Genomic DNA, 20,125 nt, shown 5'->3' with positions numbered 1-20,125 from the left:
CTCAGCCCCGGAGCAGGGCGTCGGCGAGGGTCTCCTGGAGCCAGGTGAGGAAGTCGTAGAGCGCCAGCAGCTGGTGCAGCGGCTCCCCCTCCTCGAGGGAGGACGCGGCGCGCTCGAGGAGCTCGAGGTCCTCGTCGCCGCGCAGCTGGAGCCGCTCGCCGAGGACGAGACGCACGTCGGTGAGCGCCGTGAGGAAGGCCCGTGCCTCGTCCGCGTCGAGGCTGACGCGGTCCTCGTCGTGGCGCAGCGCCGCCGACGCCGTCGCCAGGGCGCCGGCCTTGCGGTGGCGCAGGCCACCCTCGGTGAGCCGGCGGAACTCGGCGGCGGCCTCGTCGTCCTCGCGGTTCGCCGTCGGGAGGAGACGGTCGAGGGCGGGGTCACGCTCCTGCGGCGGCTCGGCCGGAGCGGGGGGCGCGGCCGGCGCCGGCTCGCCACCGAGGTCGAGACCGGCGACGAGGTCGTCGAAGGCGTCGTCGCCGGTGCTCGTCGTCTCCGGCGGCTCGAGCAGGTCGTGGACCTGGTCCATCAGCGAGGCGAGCACCCGGCGCTCGTCGGCGTCGAGGGTCGCGACGTACCGGCGCTCGGCACCGCGACCGCGGCGCCGGAAGGCGGTGGCCATCAGGAGTCCTTCTGGAAGGTGGCCCACAGGCCGTAGCCGTGCAGCGCCTCGGTGTCGGCCTCCATGGCCTCGCGGCGGCCGTTCGCGACGACCGCACGCCCCTCGGTGTGCACCTGCATCATCAGCGTCTCGGCCTTCTCGCGGCCGTAGCCGAAGTGGTCCTGGAGCACGAAGGTCACGTACGACATGAGGTTGACGGGGTCGTTCCACACGATCGTCACCCACGGGGTGTCCGGAGCCACGTCCCCCTCGGGGACGACGACCTCCTCGGTCACGGGCGCGAGCGACACGCCCCAAGGATAGGAGCCCGCCGGGGTCAGCCTCGACCGCGGTTCCAGGAGTCCGCGTAGACGCCGTCGTCGACGGCCCGGCCGCCCTCGCCGAGCTCGAGCGGGCGGAAGGTGTCGACCATGACGGCGAGCTCGTCGAAGTACTCGGCGCCGATGGAGGCCTCGGACGCCCCCGGCTGCGGGCCGTGGGCGTGACCGCCGGGGTGCACCGACACCGACCCCTTCCCGATGCCCGAGCCCTTGCGCGCCTCGTAGTCGCCGTCGACGTAGAACATGATCTCGTCGCTGTCGACGTTCGAGTGGTAGTACGGCACCGGGATCGACAGCGGGTGGTAGTCGACCTTGCGGGGCACGAAGTTGCAGATGACGAAGTTCCAGCCCTCGAAGACCTGGTGCACCGGCGGCGGCTGGTGCACGCGGCCGGTGATCGGCTCGTAGTCGCTGATGTTGAACGCGTACGGGTAGAGGCAGCCGTCCCAGCCGACGACGTCGAGCGGGTGGAACGGCAGCTCGTGGACGGTGCCGACGATTCCGCCGGGGCCGTTACCGCGGTGCTTGATGAACACCTCGGCGGCGTCGGTGGCCTTCTCCCCCACGTCCTCCGCGAGCAGCGGACCCTGCGGGCCGCGCAGGTCGCGCTCGCAGTAGGGCGCGTGCTCGAGGAGCTGGCCGTACCGGCTGAGGTAGCGCTTCGGCGGGGCGATGTGGCTGTTGGCCTCGATCGCGTACGCGCGCAACGGGTTCTTGGTCGAACGCTTCGGCAGCCACCGGTGGGTGGTGGCGCGCGGGATGACGAGGTAGTCGCCCTCGGCGACGTCGAAGGCGCCGAAGACGGTCTCGACGCGGGCCGCGCCGCGCTCGACGTAGACGCACTCGTCGCCGACGCCGTTGCGGTACCAGGGGCTCGGGGCGCCGGCGACGACGTAGGAGATGCGCACGTCGCCGTTGCCGAGCACCAGGCGCCGGCCGGTGACGACGTCGGTGGTCCTGACGTCCTTCGGGGCGAAGAGGTCGTGGAGCTTCAGGTGCCGGGGCTTCAGCGGGTGGTTCGGCGTCGTCAACTGGTCCGGAAGCGTCCACTCGCGGGCGCCGGCGATCGTCGACGGGATGTTCCGGTGGTACAGCAGGCTGGAGTCGCTGCTGAAGCCCTCCTCGCCCATGAGCTCCTCGTAGTAGAGCTCGCCCTGCTTACCGCGCCCCGCGGGGCGCCGGTGCTGGGTGTGCCGCTTCGGGGGGATGCTCCCCATCGCCTGGTAGTGCGCCACGGTCGGTGTCCACCTCGCTGTGGGTCGGGGCCGGTCGGACCTGTCACCCGCCACCCTAGGACACCCCTCTCCACCGGGATGCCGCCGTCGGTGCGTCCAGCCATGATGGTCGCCATGTCCTGGCTCGTGCTGCTCCTCTCCTTCGCCGGCGGCGTCGTCGGCGCGGCGGGCGCGGCGTGGGTCGCGCTGCGCGGCCAGCGCCAGGACGCCCGCGGCGAGTGGCGCCAGCGGCTCGACCAGGCGATCGCCCTCGTCACCGCCGAGACCACGGCCGAGCAGCAGATCGGCGACGAGCTGCTCGCCGACCTCATCGGCTCCGACCTCGGCAGCGACGAGGACCGCGAGCTGGCCCGGCGCATCGCGCGCATCCGGCTCGGCCAGCAGATCACCCAGGGTGTCCGGCACGAAGAGGTGGACCTCGCGCTCCCGCCGGGGGACAATGGCAGCGTCGAGCAGGAGGAGGCGTGATGACCGCGACCACACAGCCGAACGGGATGTTCCGGCTGCCCTCCTCCACCGTGCGCCTCGCCCGGGCCCTCGTCCGGGACGCCCGGCGCCGCGGGACGCGCGAGGACAGCCGGGTCGAGGACGCCGCCCGCACGCCCCTCCCCGAGGACTCCGGCTCCTGACCCCGCCGACGCCCGGGGGGCGATGATGGCGCGCGCGTTCCCCTGGGTGCTGCACGTCGACCTCGACCAGTTCATCGCCGCCGTCGAGGTACTGCGCCGGCCCGAGCTCGCCGGGCGCGAGGTCGTCGTCGGGGGCCGTGGCGACCCCACCGAGCGGGCCGTCGTCTCCACCGCTTCGTACCCGGCGCGTGAGCGGGGAGTGCGCTCGGGGATGCCGCTGCGGGTCGCGCTGCGCAAGGCGCCGGATGCGGTGTTCCTGCCCGTCGACGGTCCGCACTACCTGGAGGTCTCGGCCGAGGTGTTCGCCGCGGTGCGGGAGCTGGGGCGGGTCGTCGAGGTGCTCGGGTGGGACGAGGGGTTCGTCGGGGGTGACGTCGCCGAGCCGGAGGAGCTGGCCCGCGCCATCCAGGCGGCGGTGCTCGAGCGGACGCGGCTGCACTGCTCGGTCGGGGTGGGCGACAACCGGGTCCGCGCGAAGATTGCCACGGACTTCGGCAAGCCGCAGGGCGTCTACCGGTTGACGGCCGAGAACTGGGCCGAGGTGATGGGGCACCGCGCGACGGTCGAGCTGTGGGGCGTCGGCTCGCGGGTGTCGGCACGGCTGGCGGCGCACGGCATCCACACGGTGTCCGAGCTGGCGGCGGCCGACGAGGCGCTGCTGGTCGGCGAGTTCGGGCCGCGGATGGGCACTTGGTACGGGTCGCTCGGGCGCGGCGAGGGGTCCGCCGAGGTCGACGACACCCCGTCGGTGGCCCGCGGGCACAGCCGGGAGACGACCTACCAGTCCAACCTCGTGTCGTCCGAGGAGGTGCGGGAGGCGGTGCGGGTGCTCACCGACCAGGTGCTCGAGGACGTGCGGCGCGAGGGTCGGCCGGTGGTGCGCATCGGGCTGAAGATCCGGTACGCGCCGTTCTTCACGGTCAACCGCAGCCGCAAGCTGCCGGCGACGACGTCCGAGGCGGCGCCGGTGCACGAGGTGGTCCAGGCCCTGCTGGCCGACCACCTCGAGGAGGGTCGCGAGGTCCGCCTGCTCGGGGTCCGGGCCGAGATGACGATGCCCGACGAGGGCGACGACGTCGAGCGCACCCCCGTCCGTGGCCGCGTCTGACCCCGCAAGGAGCCAGTGGTCCCCCTCCCCGACCACATGATGGAGGGCGCAAGCCCACCCACGAGGCGTCAGGGCCGGGCCCCCAGGGGCCCGTCGGATGAATCGTGGTGCATGCCGCGCGATGCCGTCCTAAACGACACTCGCCCTGTGCACGTCGAAGTACGGAGCATCGTGCTTCTCCAACATGAGGTCGAGGGCATCGAAACCTTCCCGCCCCAGGAAGTCGCGTTCACCATCACTGATGGGAAGGCCAACCAGCCAGTGGACGTCGCCTGTACCGTCGATCTGCATCGACCCCAGTTCGGGCCAAGTGAAGGGCGCCACCCACATCAGGTGCGGCACCGAGACACTTGAGTCGTACTCACGAAGCAGCTCCGGGAAGACCACCCCTGGCGCAGCGAGCCAGCCGTCCTTCATGACGTAAAAGGCGGCGGTGGACAAGAGATTTGGCGTCCACTCCACGCTTGACCGAGTCGTGAGCATCAGCTCGACGCGAATGTCAACTCCGTCCATGAGGTTACGGGTCATGTGCAAGCCGATGGTCGAGGAGCTCGACAGCCCCTCACTCGGGCGATCGCGGACGGTGAGTACATCGATCGCATGCTCGTCAGCGGTGTCCAAGTAACGGCCGACTTGCGGTCGCTCAACCTGCGTGACTTGTGCGAGCGCTCGGGCAACGGCCAACTGGGATGCAGAGATACTCATGGGCCGAAGTATGCATCGGTCTGGTCCTCCGCCAGATGACCTCTGTTCGAGCTTGGCAACTCAGGGCGGTAGTGCTCAGGGTTGTTGTGCTCCGTCAGGAACTCCGGGCGACTGATGCCCCGACTCTCCGCACTCGCCTGGTGCTTCCTGAACTCGAACCCTTCCTTGTGACCCATGTCCCACGGAGAGTCCTTTGACATGAACCGGCCCGTGAGCTTATCGCGCACACGTCCAGTGGCTGGCTCGATAGCGTTCTGCCACACCTTATCTCGCACCCCCGATCGATACCCGGATGGCCGTGCGTAGCTGACACCGCAACCACCGGTGTTGTGGACGAGGATGGCGTTGCGGCCCACGTGGTAGGTGTGGACGCCCTCGACGGTGAGGTTGTAGGCGAGCGCGAGGTGCTGCGTCCCGTCCTTCAGCCCCGAGACCGTCAGGCGCCGGCCGTCGGCCGTGAGGACCTTCTCGCCGGGGGCGAGGTCCTGGGCGTCCTCGAACGCCTGGTCGGTCTCGGACCAGAACGGGTGGTCCTCGGTGGTCGTGACGACCTCGCCGTCGACACCCAGGTCGACGACCTGGTCCTCGTGGAGCCAGACGCGTTCGACCTTGCGGACCGACCGCTCCCCCGTCTCGGGGTCGGTCGCGACGACCTCGTCACCGACGTCGACGTCCTCGATGGGTTTCTGGGAGCCGTCGCCCATGAGGACGAGCGTCGAGCCCGAGAACGACAGCATGCAGACCGACGCGAGGAACCGGTCGGCGGCCGCGGCCTCGCGGCGCCAGTCGAAGTAGGCGTCCCACGCCCGCCGCAGCGCCCCGATCACCTTGCCGGCCTTGGCGAGCTTGGTCCACGGGATGAAGCCGATGACCATGCTGATGCAGGCACCGATGTCGCCCTTGCCGAAGCAGGTCTGGATGTCCTTGATCCCGGTGACCTCGAGGAGGATGTCGGCGCCGGCGGTCATGACGATGTCCATGAGGTCGCGCTTCTTGACCTCCTGCGCCTTGCGCACCTTCTCGCGCATGACCGGGTCGCTCGGCGGTGAGCCACCGCGGTGCGTGCTCGACCCACCGGCGTTCTTCGGCTTGGTGTAGTGGATCTTGCCCGGGTCCGGCTCGTTGCGCTGGGTCTTCGGGTTCCACGTGTAGCCCATGACCGAGTCGTCGGTGGGACCCTGCGGCGCGAGGCCGGTCGAGTCCGAGTAGGTGACCGGGCTGTTGTTGGCGTACCCGTACCCGTTCATCTGCTGTGGGTCCGACAGGTCGAGCAGCGGGTCGGCCGAGACGAACGAGCCGATGTCCGGGTCGTACTCGCGCGCGCCGAGATGGGTCAGCCCGGAGGCGTCCGTATCGCCACCCACGAACCCCTTGCCCGCCGGCCACCCGGTCGAGCCCGAGGTGCCGCGCTGGCGTCCGAACGGGTCGAGGGTGCGCTGCGTCGCCGAGAGGGTCGTGGCGTCGATGCTCCACTGCCCGGTGCCCTGGTGGTCGTCGACCACGTAGGTGAGCGAGCCCGTGCTGCTCCGCACGACCGATGCCCCGCCGAGCCCGACGATGCGCTCGCCGGTGACGGTCTGGGTCGCCGTGTTGAGGGTCAGCTGCGTGCCGCCCATGTAGAGCGTCACCGCGCCCGGCTCGCGACGGAGCAGCCGCTCACCGGCGGCGTCGTAGAGGTAGGTGGAGGTGACGCCGCCCTTGGTGCTGGAGGCGAGCTTGCCCTCCGGGTCCCACGTCTGGGTGGTGCCGTCGCGCGAGGTCATCCGCCCGGCGGCGTCGAACGCGTACGACCGCGTGACCTGGCCCGACGGCCCGGTCTCGCCCACGGAGCGCACCGTGTGCGGCTGGCCCGCAGCGACGGACGGGTAGGTGTAGTCACGCACGACGTCGGTGCCCGACGCGGTCACCGCGTGGCGGGTCTCGATGTCCCTGTTGCCGGATCCGTCGTAGGTGTAGGTCTGCCAGTACGCCTGCGGCCCACCGACCGTCCCACCGGTGCCGACCGACGGCACGCCGGCGCAGGCGTCCGTCGACGTCCACGCCTCGCGCAGCCGGGCCAGGCCGTCGTAGGCGTAGCACTGCGAGTCCTTGACGCCCGCGACGGTGGAGGTCTGGCTGAGGATGTTGCCGCTCTGGTCGTACCCGAACGTGCGCTCCTCGACCCGGGTCGGCGCGACGTCGCGGTCGATCGCCATCTGGGTGAGGCGCCGGGTGACGTCGTCGTACTGGTACCCGACGTAGACGGTCTTCCCGCTGCCGCCGAGGTACAGCCGCCCGACCTCGCCGTAGCTGGTGCGCAGCACGTCGTTGAGGTAGGTCCTCCCGAGGTTGCTCGTGACCCGGGCCAGGTCCTCGTTGGTCGAGTAGGCGTAGGTGACGAGCTCCTGCGGCAGGCCGCCGGCCGCCGGCAGGAGCTGGCGCAGCAGGTTGCCGTTGGGGGAGAACACCTGCTGCAGGTCGTAGGACTTCCCGCCCAGCGCGCCCTCGTTCGCCGGGATGGTCCAGCGCGTCCCGGTCGTCCTGTATCCGTCGTCGTACCCGAGGACCGTCGTGCGGTACTCGTTCGCGCCCTGCCAGCGTGACGCAGAGGTCAGCTGGCCCTTCATGACCGTGTCGTAGACGAACGACGTGCGCGTCGCGCCGGTCTTCGTCGTGTCGTTGGTCGACGTGGGCCGGCTCAGGATGTCGTAGGTCGTGAACACGGTCTGCCCGACCGCGTTCCGCGACGACTCGACCCGACCGGCACTGTCGTAGGTGAGGTCGGTCGCCCCGGTGTCGGGGTCGGTGGTGCGGGTGGTGCGGCCACGCTGGTCGTAGGCGTAGGTCCAGCGCGCGCCACCCGGGGCAGTGACCGTGTCGAGCCGGCCCTTGGCGTCGAACGCGAAGAGCGTGCTGTCGAAGGCACCCGTGGGGGAACCGGAGGGGTAGCGCCGCCGCTCGGTGACCCGGCCGAGGGCATCGGTGACCTCGGCGGTCGCCGGGCTGCCGGTCGGCGGGTCGACCGTCGTCAGCTCACCGGCGTAGGCGGTCTTCGTGCGCCACTTCTCGGTGCCGTACCCGCGCAGGACGTCCGCGGTCGGACGCCCCATGCCGTCGAACTCGGTGACGTGCTGGGTGGGCACCTCGTTGTCCGCGGCGCTGAACCGCGTGGTGGCCGGCGTCCCGAGGGCGTAGTAGGGGGCGTTCGTTTTCAGGACGCGACCTGCGGTGTCGTAGAACGTGTCCGTGACGAGCCGACCACCCGTCGCCGCTGGTACCTGCGTCTGGATCTGGCGCAGCAGCCCGTCGAGCAGCTCGACGTTGGTCTCGTACGTACCGTCGTCCTTGAGCCGCTTCGTGGTCACCGACGACGGGGCCGTTGTCGACAGGACGTATGAGACGTCCATGCTCGGCGTCTGCGTGGCCTTGGCCCGCCCGGGCAGCCAGGCCTTCAGCAGCCGACCCAGTGGGTCGTAGGTCGCGTCGGTCCGCTTGCCGTTGGGGTCGACGAGGGCGGTCTCGTCCCCACGGGCCGCGTCGACGGTGCTCGTCGTCACGTGCCCGAGGGCGTTCGTCGACGTCGTCGAGGTGAGCGGGCCGCCGGCCGGCGTCTGGGTGTACCCGTACGTCGTCTTGGCCCCCGCCGCGTCGGTGCTGGTCGAGACCCGCCCGGTGGCGTCGTAGGTCGTCGTGGCCGACGTGGCGTAGGTCGCCGACCCGCCGGAGGGCCACGAGGCGAGCTCCTCGACCTTGGTGACGAGCCCGCGCGTCGGTGCGGCGGTCAGCGAGGTCGCGTTGTCGTAGTAGCTGCGGGCGTCGGCGACGACCTGGGCCCCGCTCGTCACGGTGGCAGAGCACGGGCCCACGGTGGTCCACGTTCGCGACGGTGACGCGCTGATCCGCGCCGCCCCCACCGCGGGGTACTCCATCCGGGTGCAGGTGTCGTCCGCGGTCGAGCCGGTGTCACCGCCGGCCTCCACGGTGAGCGGCACGCCGTCGTCGGTGAACGTCCGCGTCGTCCGCGTCGTCCGCCACGTCCCGGTCGAGAGCTTCTGCTTGGTGTCGACCCCCACCACCTGCACGGCGCGGGAGGTCAGCGCGCTGAGGCCGGACCGGGCCCGCGTCGCGAGCACCGGACTGCGCCACGGGGAGTTCAGGGTCGAGGAGACGATGGACCCGCCGTCACGGTCGTATGCAACGACCTCGCGCGCCGTCCCCGCGTACTCCTCGACGTCGGTCACCGCCGTGCCGAACGAGTCGGTGACGGTTGCGGACCGGGTCCCGGTCGGCAGCTTGTCGCCGTCCATCCCGCGGAAGTACCGGGCCTCGTTCAGCGTGACCGGGTCCGTCCCGGACCCGACGCGCGTCCGGACGGTGCCGTAGCCACGGAACTGGTTCCAGCTGCGGTTCTCCGGCTTCGTGGCCTCCGACTCGTCGTACGCCCACGCCGGGGCACCGACGTACTCGTACGCGGTGACCTTCGCCGGCTGCGTCCCCGTACCGTCCTGCTCGAGGACCTGGGTGACGAGGTACTTGTGGAAGTACTCCTTGATGGGGCTGCCGGTGCTGTCCGGCGGGCTCCAGGTGACCGGGTAGCAGCGCAGGCCGTTCGTGGAGTCGGACGTCGGCAGGTTCGTCGGGGAGCACTGGGGCGACGAGTAGCTGACACCGAGCACTCCACCGGACTCCGACCTGACGGCGTTGACCCGGTACCGGTACAGCGCCGGGATGCCATCGGTCCCCGAGTCGACCCGGTTGCTCAGCTGGACACCACTGAACGTGACCGGGTCGAGCGCGGCGGTGCCACCGACCTTGCCCGTGCGCGTGATCGACGAGAGCCACAGCGCCGGGCTCAGGCCGTCACCGCTGTTCGGGTACGACTGCGCCAGCGCGTAGGTGTCGACCGCGGCGTACGTGGTGGCCGACGCCAGCGCCTCGGTCCGGATCGCGGCGAGGCGCTTGCGGCTCCAGAAGGTCGGGGAGTAGCGGTTGGTGCACGCCTCACCGGACTTGCAGGCCTGGTCCATGGGCACGTCGGGCCAGCGCGCTGCGTTGGCGGCGACGAACTCGGCGTCCGAGCAGGTGAAGCCGGTCGTCGGAAGGCATCGCTCGGCGACGTCGAAGAGGACGCGGTCCGGCGCCGGCGTCGAGTACTCGGCGTTGAGGCGCCCGCCGTACTCGATGCGCGAGAGGTAGCCACCGCGGACGTAGGACACCCCGGTGGTCTTGAGGTTCCTGCCGTAGTAGTTGGTCTCCTTCGTGTACCAGTAGCTGGCGGTGTTGCTGCTGGGGTCCACGACGTGGTCGAGGTTCCAGCGCCACGCCTGCGTGCACGACGAGGCGTCGAAGGTGCTTGCGCGACAGGGCTCCCCCACCTGGTTGCCGAAGACCGGCACGGTGAACGTGGAGTTCGTCTCGGCCTTGCCACTCACCCAGCCGGGCAGGCGCTGCCGCCCGAAGTAGTACTGGGTCCCGTCCGTCGTGGTGACGCGCCAGTACTCGCCGTCGTTGTCCCCGTTGACAGCCCCGGTGAGGCGCTCGACGCGAGACCCGTCGTTCTCGGCGAGGCGCCACGCACCTGTCGTGTCGTCGCGGACGAGCTCGGTCGTCTTGCCACCCAGGCTGAGGACGGCGTTGTCCGAGTACCAGCAGAGGTCGGCCGTCTTGACGGTGTTGTTGCCGCCGGTCTGGTCCTCCGAGCAGGCCTTGTACTGCCGCTCGATGTAACCGGGGTTGTAGTCCCAGCCCTCCCCCACCCACGACGGCTGGTTGTTCGTCGAGACCTGCCGACCGTCGACGGCCGAGGACGAGTACGAGAGGGCGACCTGGGGCTCGGAACCGGCCGGAGCCGGCGGCATCGCGACCGGCATCGTCCAGCCGAAGCCGCCCGAGGAACCACCTGCGCTCCACGAACCGGACGGTGCGAGCGACGTCGCGGTGAACGTCCCCCCGCTCCCCGATGCGCTGGCGACGGCAGCGACGACGGTGGAGGCCGACGCGACGGCCCGCGCGCTGCCGGAGACCGGAGCGGGACGAGCCGGCACGCTGGCGGCGAGGGTGCGCGTCGTCGGGTCGTTCGTCGAGGGCAGGGGGCTCGCCCTGCGGCACTCGGTGCGGGTCGGCGTGCTCAGGGCGCACGAGGGCAGCTCGACGAGCCGCAACCTCGAGACCCAGTCCCCGCCGTAGGCCCCGACGAGCTGCGAGTAGTCGAGTCGGACGTCGAGGGGCCCCCTCGACCGGTCGGCGCCCCCGGCCCGGACGTCGACGACGAGACCGCGGACACCGAGCTCGTCGGCGACCGACGACGGCTGGAGGACGACGTCGGTGCGGGCGGAGGGGCGACGCTTGCCCCACCCGATGCTCACCGGGCCGGCCGAGGCCCGCGCCCCGGGGGCGGCACCGGCCGCCAGGCTCCCCGTCTCCGTCGCCGGCCAGCGGGCGGCCCGCACGGGGACCGACCGCAGGGTGTTCGTCGACGGCGCCGGCCGCTTCGTCGTGCCGACCTCGGAGACCGGCCGGATCGAGTCGGCGGCCATCGGTCGCACCGTCGGCGCCACGGGTCGGGGCTCCGCGTGAGCCGCCAGCGCAGTGGTCGCCGTGAGCACGGCGACGACGGCGCCGCCGACGGCCGAACGGGACTGGGTCCGCCTCCACCACACCGGGCTCGTGCGCACGGCGACCTCCTCGTTCGGGCCCGGGCGGTGCCCTGGCGCGGGAGAAGTGAAGCAGCCCCCTCGAAGCCGTGACAAGAAAGTTGCGAGAACTCGCAAACCACCGTTGCGAGTTCTCGCAACTTTCGCGCCATACGCCGGAAAGCCCTTCCGCAGAGGAAAACCCGCGCGCTACGCTCCGGCCGCCACGAGCCGGATCTCGACCGTGGACGACGACTCCGAGCCGAGGTTCACATGACCGGACACACCACCTGGCGCAAGCGCCCTCTCCTCGCGTCGGGCCTCGCCACGGTCCTGGCCCTCGGCGCAGGGCAGGCCGTGCTGGCTGCCCCTGCGACCGGCGCCGAACCCAGCGGTCCCCCGCGCGCCACCGCGAGGAGCGTGACGCCCGCACCCGGAGAGGGTCTGACCGAGGCCACGGCCGCCGCCCTCGCGCACCGCGAGCGGAAGGACGTCGTCGTGACCGGCCTGACGACGGAGACCTCGGAGACGGTGGCGCACGCCGACGGCACCTTCACCCTGACGACGAGCCCGCGCCCCGTCCGCACGCGGGTCTCCGGCCAGTGGGTCGCGGTCGACAACACCTTGGTGCGCGAGGGACACCGCTTCCGACCGCGCGCCGCAGCCCTTCCCATGTCGTTCTCCGCGGGCGGTTCCGGGGCCGTGGCCACCCTGGGCTCCGAGCAGCGGACCCTGTCCTTCGGCTGGCCCGGTGTCACGCTCCCGGCGCCGGTCGTCGAAGGCGACCGGGCCACCTACCCCGAGGTGTTGCCCGGTGTCGACCTGGTCCTGACCGCGGACACCGACACGTTCTCCGAGGTGCTGGTCGTCAAGGACCGCAAGGCCGCGGCCAACCCCGCGCTGCGGACGGTGCGTTTCTCCGTAGACGCACCCGGCTTGCGGCTGCGGTCCGACAACGGCGGTGTCCAGGCCGTCGACTCCGCTGGGCGAGCGGTGTTCTCGTCGGCCCGGCCCGGGATGTGGGACTCCTCGGGGCCGCAGACCCAGGCCGAGCTCGCGGCACCGAGAGCCCGCTCGACGTCCGGCCGGACGGCGTCCGACCGCTTCATGAGTGCCGGTGCCGGCGCACGGTCGCGCCCGATGGGTACTCGACTCTCCGGGCGGATGCTCAACATCGTCCCGGACCGGGCCCTGCTCACGGCGGCGGACACCACCTTCCCCGTGCACATCGACCCGGTGTGGAGTGGCGGGAAGGTGGCGTGGACCTACGTCGACAAGAAGTTCCCCGGTGTCAGCTACTACAACTCCACGGGGGATGCCCGCGTCGGGTACGAGGCGGACGAGGGGACGACGAAGCGCAGCTTCTTCCACATGAAGTCGACCGGGTTCGCCGGCACCAGCGTGCTGAAGGCCACCTTCCGCCTCAACGAGACGTGGTCCTGGTCGTGCACCGCGCGCGAGATGCAGGTCTGGGCGACCAACAGCATCTCGTCGAAGACGACGTGGGACACCCAGCCCACCTGGGCGTACAAGCAGGCGGCGAAGTCCTTCGCCTACAACTGGCACCTCAGCGGACAGGCCTCCCCGTGCCCCAACCCCTCGGGCGGCGTGGAGTTCGACGTCACCCAGCAGGCGACCAACGCAGCCAAGGGCAAGTGGTCGTACATGGCCATCGGTCTCCGGGCGGCCAACGAGACGGACACCTACGCCTTCAAGCGGTTCCAGAACAACCCGTCGCTCTCCGTCACCTACGACAACCTCCCCACGACACCCACGTCCGCGACGACCAACCCGTACACCCCGTGCACGGGCGGCCTCATCGGCAAGACGGACATCGAGCTGCGCGCCGTCCCCCAGGACAAGGACGGCGGCACGGTCGCCGTCGAGTTCAAGTACGGCACGACGCCGACGCCGACGACCGTCAGGACCGTGGCCGCCACGGCGGGCACGCTCGCCGTCTACAAGCTCGGGCAGACCCTCGGGCCCGGCAAGTGGTACTGGGAGGCGCGCACCGTCGCGAAGGATGCCAACGGTGTGTCCCGGTGGTCCGCCCCGACGGCCACGTGCTCGTTCACCGTGGACCACTCGGCGCCGGACCCGGCCAAGGTCACCGTCACCAGCCCGGACTTCGTGGACTTCTCGGAGAACCCGAACGGCCCACAGGGCAGCGCGGGACGCCCGTCCGTCTTCACGATCACGACGCCTGCCGACGCCGCGTACGTCAGGCTCGCCTTCGACCGCGAGCCCATCTTCAGGGCCCCGGTCTCGGCAGGGAAGGCCGTGGTGACCCTGATGCCGACGAGGACCGGTCCGGCGACGCTGAACATCGAGCTCGTCAACGCGGCCGGCAACTCCTCCGGGATCAACAGCTCCTTCGACATCAACGCCGCCCCGGTCCCGTCCGGGTCGCCGTACACCCGAGGGGACGTGAACAGCGACGGGAAGCCCGACATCCAGCGCTGGTACACGGACTCCGTGGTCTGCGACTACCTGGGCGCGGGGACGATCGGTACGGGTGCGACGACCTTCGCTGCAGGGGGCGGGTGCGCCGTCACCAACAGCGGCGACTTCGGTGCCGGGGCCAAGCCGGTCGACGTGGGCAACTGGGACGGGCCCCTCGACGACGTGGAGACCAACGACGTCGTCGCACTGACCGGGGGCAAGCTGCGGCTTCTCCGGGGCAACGGCGCCGGAGGCTACGACACCACCGCCGTGGAGTACCTCACCGACGACAACCTGCTCAACCCGACCGTGTTCGACGCCTCGGCCTACACCCAGATCTACGGTGCCGGTGACTGGGACGAGGACGGTGACCCCGACCTCGCCGCGACGACGAGCGACGGTCGTCTCTGGCTGCTGGACAACGACAACGGCAGCATCGCCGTCGAGCCCGGGACGCGCGGCTACGAGATCGGCCTCGTGTGGACCAACTACACGCTCTTCTTCCCGGGCGACGTGACGGGCGACGGCCGGGCGGACATCATGGCGCGGAACAACCCGTCGGGCGTCATGTACGTCTACCCCGGCCTCTCCTCAGGCCTCGGGCTCGGTGCACGGATCACGGAGGGCAGCGGGTGGAACGCGTTCGCGCAGATCCTGTCCATCGAGGACTGGAACCTCGACGGGAAGGGCGACATCGCCGGTGTCGGGACCGACGGGACACTGTGGATGTACCCCGGTCAGGGGCGAGCCGCCGCGCCGTTCTTCAACAACCGGTCGGCCGTCGGCGGCGGCTGGACCCACAACTGGCTGATGTAGCGCCCCGAGCGGGTGGGGCATCCGTGCGACCTTGGACGCCCCACCCGCGACGGTGACGCCGAAGGCGGCCGCTCAGCCGGCCAGCACCACCAGCCGCTCGGTGGCGCGAGTCATCGCGACGTAGCGGTCCACGACGCCCTCGATCCCGTCGCCGAAGCGCCCCGGCTCCACGAGCACCACCAGGTCGAACTCCAGGCCCTTGGTCTCCTCCGGCCGCAGCGACGCCACCCGGTCGGTCGCGGCGAACGAGGGGTCCCCGACCACGCAGGCGACGCCCTCGGTGTGCGACGCCAGCCACTCCGACAGCACGGCGTCGCGCTCGGCCACCGGTGCGTGCACCACCGGGATCCCGTTGCTGCGCACCGAGGTCGGGACGTTCGCGTCGGGGATGGCTGCGCGGATGACGGGCTCGGCCTCGACCATGACCTCCCCGGGCGTCCGGTAGTTGAGGGTCAGCGAGGCCAGCGTCACCGCGTCGAGCCCCACCCGCGCCAGCCGCTCCTCCCACGACTCGGTGAAGCCGTGCCGGGCCTGCGCGCGATCCCCGACGACGGTCAGGCTCCGCGACGGGCAGCGGTCGAGCACCATCCGCCACTGCGCGTCGGTCAGCTCCTGCGCCTCGTCGACGACGACGTGCGCGAAGGGGCCCGCCAGCGCATCGGCGTCGGCGGCCGGCATCGCCCCCTCGTCGACGAGCGCCGAACGCAGGTCCTGCCCCCGCAGCATCGACATCACCTTCAGGTCGCTGTCGTCGGAGGCGATGAGGTGGTCGACGACCTCGGCCATCCGCCGGCGCTCGGCGGCCTCGGCGGCCCGCTGCCGCGCCCGGCGCCGCGATGCGCCCGGGTCGCCCAGCCGGCGCCGCGCCGCGTCGAGCACGGGCAGGTCCTCGACCGTCCACGCGGCGGGGTCGGACCGCCAGAGCGCCCGCACCTCCTCCGCCGCGAGCCACGGCGCGCACAGCCTCAGGTACGCCGGCACCGTCCACAGGTCTCCCACGAGGTCGGTCGGCTCGATGAGCGGCCACGCGCGGGCGAACGCGTCGACGAGGTCCTCGCCGGATGCCAGGGCGCGCCGGTAGCGCTCGGCGGGGTCCTCCGTCGTCACGCCATAGGCGTCGAACTCCTCCTCATCGGGCTGCTCCTCGCCCCAGCCGTCCTCGACCTCGGCCGCGACCCGGTCGACGAGCACCTCGAGCAGCGCCTCCCACACCCGGTCACGCGCCTCGTTGTGCGGCGTCCCCGGCTCGGGCGCCGCGAACGCCTCAGCCCAGTCCTCGGGAGTCAGGACGACGTCGGTCCACTCGGTCGAGACCGCGATGGACGCGGCCGGCGCCTCCTCGTAGAAGCGCACCGCGGCCTCGACGACCTCGCCCCAGCGCCCGGACGACTTCAGCCGCGCCACCTCCGGATCCACCTCGGGCCGGGCGTCCGCGCCCTCGGGGACCATCTCGCGCAGCATGCACGTGCGGACCCCCTCCTCCCCGAGGCTGGGCAGCACGTCGGAGACATAGGAGAGGTACGGCTGCGACGGCCCGACGAACAGCACCCCGCCGTGCCGGTGGTCCAGGCGCGGCTCGGAGTAGAGCAGGTAGGCCGTGCGGTGCAGCGCCACGACCGTCTTGCCGGTACCCGGGCCGCCGTCGACGACGAGGGCGCCGCGCGACCCGGCCCGCACGACGGCGTCCTGGTCGGCGGCGATGGTCCCGAGGACGTCGCGCATCCGCGGTGTGCGGCTGCTCCCGAGGCTCGCGACGAAGGCGGACTGGTCGTCGAGCGCGGCGTGCCCCTCGAGGCCCTCCGCGGTGAAGACCTCGTCCCAGTAGTCGACGATGCACCCGCCGGCCCAGCGGTAGCGCCGGCGGCTGGCGAGCCCGTGCGGGTCGCCGTGCGTGGCGGCGAAGAACGGCTCGGCGGCCGGGGTGCGCCAGTCGACGAGGAGCGGATCTCCCGTCCCGTCGCTCAGGCCGAGCCGCCCGATGTGCACGGGCGGCGAGCCGTCGGCCGGCACGATCCGGCCGAGGCAGAGGTCGATGCCGTACCGGCGCAGGGTGCGCAGGCGGCTGCTCAGGCGGTGGACCTCGAGGTCACGGTCGAGGGCCTCCTGACCCGTGCCGCCGGGAGCCCGTCGCTCCGCGTCGAGGCGGTCGGACAGCTCCGAGACGCGGGACTCGAGGGTGTCGGCGAGGCGGCTGAAGAAGGCCTCGTCCGCCGCGACGAGGGTCGGGTCGTCCTTGGCGGCGAGGTGGTCGGGCAGGGCGAAGACGCGGGTGGTGGGTGCAGGCACATCGGCTCCGGTGTCGGTGGTCGGGCCGACGATCATGGACCGGAGAGGGGGCCTTGCCACAAGCCCCCGGGTGCGCTATACGTTGGGAGTGGAGGGGGACACGGGGGTGTCAGTTGCCGTGCGAGGGCTCCTCGCCGTCGTCACCGGGAACCCGTGCGTTCGGCCCGGTGGGGCCCTCCTGGACCTCCCCTGACTCACCGTCCGGCTGCCCCGCGACCGCCTGGTCGTCGCTGATCGGCGTGTCCGCGTCCTCGGGACGCATCTGCGCCACCTCGGAGACCTGGCCCCCGCCGTCCGTACCCGTGTCGTCGCTCATGCCCTCGACGCTACGCGAGCCCACCCCCTCCCCGGGCCGGAGCACGCGGACACCGCGATAGGTTGGACGGCATGCCGACGACGCCGGACCTCCTGCGCGCCCTCGTCGACGACGCGGCCGTCTTCCCACCCGGCAACAGCCCTCTCGCGGAAGCCGTCTCGGGGCACGCCGGGCACCGTGCCGCCGAGTACGGACCGAGCGTCGGCCCGCTGCTCGTCCCCGCGTCGGCCGCCGCCGAGGTCCTCTCCCACCTCGACGCCGGATGCTGGGAGCGCCCCGAGCCCCTCGACCTCTCCGTCGTCGCCCGCCCCGGCACCGACCCCTCGGCCCTGCGCGAGGGCATCGCCCTGCTGCACGCCGACCCGCGCGTCCGGCTCGTCGCGGCCGAGCTCGGGTGGACGCCCGGGTGGCGCCGGCTCGACCTGCCCGGCGACCTCCCGCTCGCCCTCGAGGTCGCCCGGAGCGGCGAGGACCAGGCCACCGCGCTCGCCGACGTCCGCGCGTCGGTCGCCGAGGGCGACGCCGTGGTCGCGAAGTTCCGCACCGGCCCCACCCCGGCGTGGCCCTGGCCGGACGAGGCCGAGCTCGCCGGCTTCCTGCGGGCCGCCGCGGCCGCCCCGGTTCCGTTCAAGCTCACCGGCGGCCTGCACCACGCCGTGCGCGGGACCTACGAGGTGGCCGGCGTCCCCGAGGAGAACCACGGCGTCCTCAACGTCCTCGTCGCGACGGAGGCCGCCCGCGCCGGCGCCTCGCAGGAGGTGGTCGCCGGGCTGCTCGCGGTGCGTGACGCCGCCGCGCTCGCCGACCTCGTCCTGGCCTGGACGCCCGAGACCGTGGCCGCGGTCCGGGCCGCGTTCACCGCGTACGGCTGCTGCACCGTCACCGACCCCCTCACCGAGCTGGCCGCCCTCGGCCTGCCGACGCCCTGACCCCGACCACCCCCCGTCCGGAAGGACCCGCCATGACCTGGCTCGACCTGCCCGCCGACCACCCCTTCGGCCTCCACAACCTCCCCTACGGCGTCTTCTCCGAGGGCGACGGCGAGCGTCGGGTCGGCGTCCGCGTCGGCGAGCACGTCCTCGACCTCGCCGCGTGCGCCGAGCGGGCCGGGATGGAGTCCGCCGCCGTCTGGCGCGGCGGGTCCCTCGACGCCTTCCTCGCCGAGGGCCGGCCCGCGTGGACGGCTGCTCGCGAGTGGCTCACCGAGCACCTGTCGAACGACGAGTACCGCGACTGCGTCGAGCCGAACCTCGTTCCCGTGGAGCAGGTCTCGATGCACCTGCCGTTCTCGGTCGCCGACTACGTCGACTTCTACGCCAGCGAGCACCACGCGACCAACGTCGGGCGCATCTTCCGGCCCGACTCCGAGCCGCTGACCCCCAACTGGAAGCACCTCCCGATCGGCTACCACGGCCGCTCGGCGACCGTCGTGGTCTCCGGGACCGACGTCGTGCGCCCGACCGGCCAGCGCAAGCCGCCCACCGAGGCCACCCCCACCTTCGGCCCCAGCGTCCGCCTCGACATCGAGGCCGAGCTCGGCTTCGTCGTCGGCGGCGGCACCGCGCTCGGCGACCGGGTCGACCTCGCCGACGCCGACGAGCACCTCTTCGGCGTCGTGCTCCTCAACGACTGGTCGGCCCGCGACCTCCAGGCCTGGGAGTACGTGCCGCTCGGCCCGTTCCTCGGCAAGTCCTTCGCGACGAGCATCAGCCCGTGGGTCGTCACCACCGACGCGCTGCGCGCCGCCCGGGTGCCGCTGCCCGGCCAGGACCCCGAGCCGCTCCCCTACCTGCGCGGCTCGGGCGAGGGCGCCGGCACCGCGTGGGGCCTGGACGTGCACGTCGAGGTCGAGTGGAACGGCACGGTTGTCTCCCGGCCCGAGTACCGCGACATGTACTGGTCCCCCGCGCAGATGCTCGCCCACCTCAGCGTCAACGGCGCGACGGTCCGTCCCGGCGACCTCTTCGGCTCCGGCACCATCAGCGGCACCGCGAAGGACACCCGGGGCAGCTTCCTCGAGCTGTCGTGGAGCGGGCAGGAGCCGGTGACCCTGGCCGACGGCAGCAGCCGCACCTTCCTCGAGGACGGCGACACCGTCGTCCTGCGGGCCACCGCGCCGGGCGCGGACGGGTCCGTCGTCGGCTTCGGCGAGTGCGCGGGCACCATCCGGCCCGCACGCTGAGTCAGCGCCGCCGCACCACGACGGTGTCGGCGACCTTGTCGTGCAGCGTCTGCCGCCTGGGGTCCCAGAGCAGCCAGGCCGGGTCGAGCAGCTGCAGGAAGAGGCCGAGGAACCCGAGCAGCGCGTTCAGCCCGAGCACGGTCGTGACGACCTTGATGACCTGCCGGCGCGCGGCGACGGTGAACGTCACGGGCCCGGCCGCCGCGGCCCGCCGGACGACGGTCCCGAGGAGCATCTTCCCCGGTGTCGCGGAACGCCACAGCAGGAAGCCGACCTCGTAGACGAGCGCGACCGCCAGCGACAGCAGCGTGACCGGCAGGAGGATGTCGCCGACGGCCGCCTGGAGCGCGGCGTCCGACGGGGGTGTCGCGGAGCCGGCCGCCGCCGCGTCGAGGGACTGCTGGACGTAGTCGCGGAAGGTGTCGACGAAGTCCCCGAGGAAGGGCAGCGCGAGCAGCCCGGTGAGGACCCCGGTGAGCACCGAGTCGACGAGACGGCCGAGGAACCGGCGCCACCACTCGGCGAGGACGGCCCCGTCCGGGAGACGCTTCCCCGTGGGCGCGCCGTAGGAGGCGTAGGCGCCGCCGGCCGGTGCGGAGGACCAGTCGGTGCCCGGCCCCCCGGCGCCCGGGCTGGTCGTCCACCCGTGCTCGGTCTGGCTCCGCTCCGCGGCCGGGCGCACCTCGGGCGAGCGGCCGATGGTCGAGGCGGCCGCGGTCGGGGACACCTTCGTCGTCGTGTGGGCGGTCCAGACGATCCCGTCGAAGTAGCGCAGCTGCGCCGCGTCCTCGGGGTCGTCGTACCACCCGGCGGCGGTGGGGGTCGTCATGGGCTCAGCGTCTCACGCGCACCTGCA

Annotated in this window: 14 protein-coding genes; 6 read left to right on the top strand and 8 right to left on the bottom strand. The window is 72.2% G+C overall.

Annotation, left to right across the window (positions count from 1 at the left end; translation table 11 throughout):
• Window position 1: 1 nt before the first annotated feature.
• The 3 genes from ACQZ2A_RS11680 to ACQZ2A_RS11670 are packed head-to-tail and all read right to left on the bottom strand — an operon-like array spanning window position 2 to window position 2,174.
• On the bottom strand, window positions 2-619 hold the full coding sequence (locus tag ACQZ2A_RS11680) for a DUF2017 family protein (protein ID WP_430211062.1): 618 nt from the start codon (window positions 617-619) through the stop codon (window positions 2-4).
• Window positions 619-909 (bottom strand): ATP-dependent Clp protease adapter ClpS, encoded by a 291-nt coding sequence (clpS, locus tag ACQZ2A_RS11675; RefSeq protein ID WP_430211060.1) that lies wholly within the window; start codon window positions 907-909, stop codon window positions 619-621. The genes ACQZ2A_RS11680 and clpS overlap by 1 nt, the downstream gene beginning before the upstream one ends.
• A 26-nt stretch (window positions 910-935) precedes the next feature.
• The gene (locus ACQZ2A_RS11670; protein ID WP_430211058.1) at window positions 936-2,174 is read right to left on the bottom strand and encodes a homogentisate 1,2-dioxygenase; all 1,239 of its coding nucleotides are present in this window, start codon (window positions 2,172-2,174) and stop codon (window positions 936-938) included.
• Window positions 2,175-2,288: 114 nt separating this feature from the next.
• On the opposite strand from ACQZ2A_RS11670, the gene ACQZ2A_RS11665 reads away from it, so the two are divergent.
• From ACQZ2A_RS11665 to ACQZ2A_RS11655, 3 genes are read left to right on the top strand one after another with little or no spacing between them, the layout of a single operon-like run.
• On the top strand, window positions 2,289-2,642 hold the full coding sequence (locus ACQZ2A_RS11665; RefSeq protein ID WP_430211057.1) for a hypothetical protein: 354 nt from the start codon (window positions 2,289-2,291) through the stop codon (window positions 2,640-2,642).
• Window positions 2,642-2,803, top strand: a complete 162-nt coding sequence (locus ACQZ2A_RS11660; RefSeq protein ID WP_430211055.1) for a hypothetical protein — start codon at window positions 2,642-2,644, stop codon at window positions 2,801-2,803. The genes ACQZ2A_RS11665 and ACQZ2A_RS11660 overlap by 1 nt, the downstream gene beginning before the upstream one ends.
• 22 nt (window positions 2,804-2,825) lie before the next feature.
• Window positions 2,826-3,911, top strand: coding sequence for a DNA polymerase IV (locus ACQZ2A_RS11655; protein WP_430211053.1), 1,086 nt, complete (start codon window positions 2,826-2,828; stop codon window positions 3,909-3,911).
• A 129-nt stretch (window positions 3,912-4,040) separates the two neighbouring features.
• Here the strand turns inward: ACQZ2A_RS11655 and ACQZ2A_RS11650 are convergent, their stop codons facing one another.
• Window positions 4,041-4,616, bottom strand: a complete 576-nt coding sequence (locus ACQZ2A_RS11650; RefSeq protein ID WP_430211050.1) for a suppressor of fused domain protein — start codon at window positions 4,614-4,616, stop codon at window positions 4,041-4,043.
• Entirely contained in the window at window positions 4,613-11,269 is a 6,657-nt protein-coding gene (locus ACQZ2A_RS11645) for a GH-E family nuclease (RefSeq protein WP_430211047.1), read from the bottom strand. The genes ACQZ2A_RS11650 and ACQZ2A_RS11645 overlap by 4 nt, the downstream gene beginning before the upstream one ends.
• 231 nt (window positions 11,270-11,500) lie before the next feature.
• Here ACQZ2A_RS11645 and ACQZ2A_RS11640 point away from each other — a divergent pair, with 231 nt between their 5' ends.
• The gene (locus ACQZ2A_RS11640; protein WP_430211044.1) at window positions 11,501-14,485 is read left to right on the top strand and encodes an FG-GAP-like repeat-containing protein; all 2,985 of its coding nucleotides are present in this window, start codon (window positions 11,501-11,503) and stop codon (window positions 14,483-14,485) included.
• A 72-nt stretch (window positions 14,486-14,557) separates the two neighbouring features.
• On the opposite strand, the gene helR is transcribed toward ACQZ2A_RS11640, so the two are convergent.
• Both helR and ACQZ2A_RS11630 read right to left on the bottom strand, forming a co-directional pair.
• The gene (gene helR, locus ACQZ2A_RS11635) at window positions 14,558-16,771 is read right to left on the bottom strand and encodes an RNA polymerase recycling motor ATPase HelR (RefSeq protein WP_430211041.1); all 2,214 of its coding nucleotides are present in this window, start codon (window positions 16,769-16,771) and stop codon (window positions 14,558-14,560) included.
• Window positions 16,772-16,880: 109 nt separating this feature from the next.
• The gene (locus tag ACQZ2A_RS11630; protein WP_430211039.1) at window positions 16,881-17,087 is read right to left on the bottom strand and encodes a hypothetical protein; all 207 of its coding nucleotides are present in this window, start codon (window positions 17,085-17,087) and stop codon (window positions 16,881-16,883) included.
• 71 nt (window positions 17,088-17,158) lie between these two features.
• On the opposite strand from ACQZ2A_RS11630, the gene ACQZ2A_RS11625 reads away from it, so the two are divergent.
• Together ACQZ2A_RS11625 and fahA are read left to right on the top strand one after the other, a co-directional pair.
• On the top strand, window positions 17,159-18,016 hold the full coding sequence (locus ACQZ2A_RS11625) for a hypothetical protein (RefSeq protein WP_430211036.1): 858 nt from the start codon (window positions 17,159-17,161) through the stop codon (window positions 18,014-18,016).
• Between the two features lie 32 nt (window positions 18,017-18,048).
• Complete coding sequence (gene fahA, locus ACQZ2A_RS11620) at window positions 18,049-19,269, top strand: fumarylacetoacetase (protein ID WP_430211033.1); 1,221 nt, start codon at window positions 18,049-18,051, stop codon at window positions 19,267-19,269.
• Window position 19,270: 1 nt separating this feature from the next.
• Here the strand turns inward: fahA and ACQZ2A_RS11615 are convergent, their stop codons facing one another.
• Window positions 19,271-20,098: an RDD family protein gene (locus ACQZ2A_RS11615; RefSeq protein WP_430211030.1), complete on the bottom strand. Its 828-nt coding sequence runs from the start codon at window positions 20,096-20,098 to the stop codon at window positions 19,271-19,273.
• Window positions 20,099-20,125 lie beyond the last annotated feature (27 nt).

Origin of the sequence: Phycicoccus avicenniae (genome assembly GCF_050496545.1) — a bacterium.
In the GTDB taxonomy this organism is placed as follows: Bacteria; Actinomycetota; Actinomycetes; order Actinomycetales; family Dermatophilaceae; genus Phycicoccus; species Phycicoccus avicenniae_A.
The sequence above is the reverse complement of the archived record's forward strand: the minus strand, read 5'-3'. Positions and strand labels throughout refer to the sequence as shown.

Excerpts from the sequence above, each read along its gene's own strand:
- ACQZ2A_RS11680 (WP_430211062.1), bottom strand. The coding sequence starts at position 619 with ATGGCCACCGCCTTCCGGCGCCGCGGTCGCGGTGCCGAGCGCCGGTAC.
- ACQZ2A_RS11665 (WP_430211057.1), top strand. The coding sequence starts at position 2,289 with ATGTCCTGGCTCGTGCTGCTCCTCTCCTTCGCCGGCGGCGTCGTCGGC.
- ACQZ2A_RS11660 (WP_430211055.1), top strand. The coding sequence starts at position 2,642 with ATGACCGCGACCACACAGCCGAACGGGATGTTCCGGCTGCCCTCCTCC.
- ACQZ2A_RS11655 (WP_430211053.1), top strand. The coding sequence starts at position 2,826 with ATGATGGCGCGCGCGTTCCCCTGGGTGCTGCACGTCGACCTCGACCAG.
- ACQZ2A_RS11650 (WP_430211050.1), bottom strand. The coding sequence starts at position 4,616 with ATGAGTATCTCTGCATCCCAGTTGGCCGTTGCCCGAGCGCTCGCACAA.
- ACQZ2A_RS11640 (WP_430211044.1), top strand. The coding sequence starts at position 11,501 with ATGACCGGACACACCACCTGGCGCAAGCGCCCTCTCCTCGCGTCGGGC.
- ACQZ2A_RS11630 (WP_430211039.1), bottom strand. The coding sequence starts at position 17,087 with ATGAGCGACGACACGGGTACGGACGGCGGGGGCCAGGTCTCCGAGGTG.
- ACQZ2A_RS11625 (WP_430211036.1), top strand. The coding sequence starts at position 17,159 with ATGCCGACGACGCCGGACCTCCTGCGCGCCCTCGTCGACGACGCGGCC.
- fahA (WP_430211033.1), top strand. The coding sequence starts at position 18,049 with ATGACCTGGCTCGACCTGCCCGCCGACCACCCCTTCGGCCTCCACAAC.
- ACQZ2A_RS11615 (WP_430211030.1), bottom strand. The coding sequence starts at position 20,098 with ATGACGACCCCCACCGCCGCCGGGTGGTACGACGACCCCGAGGACGCG.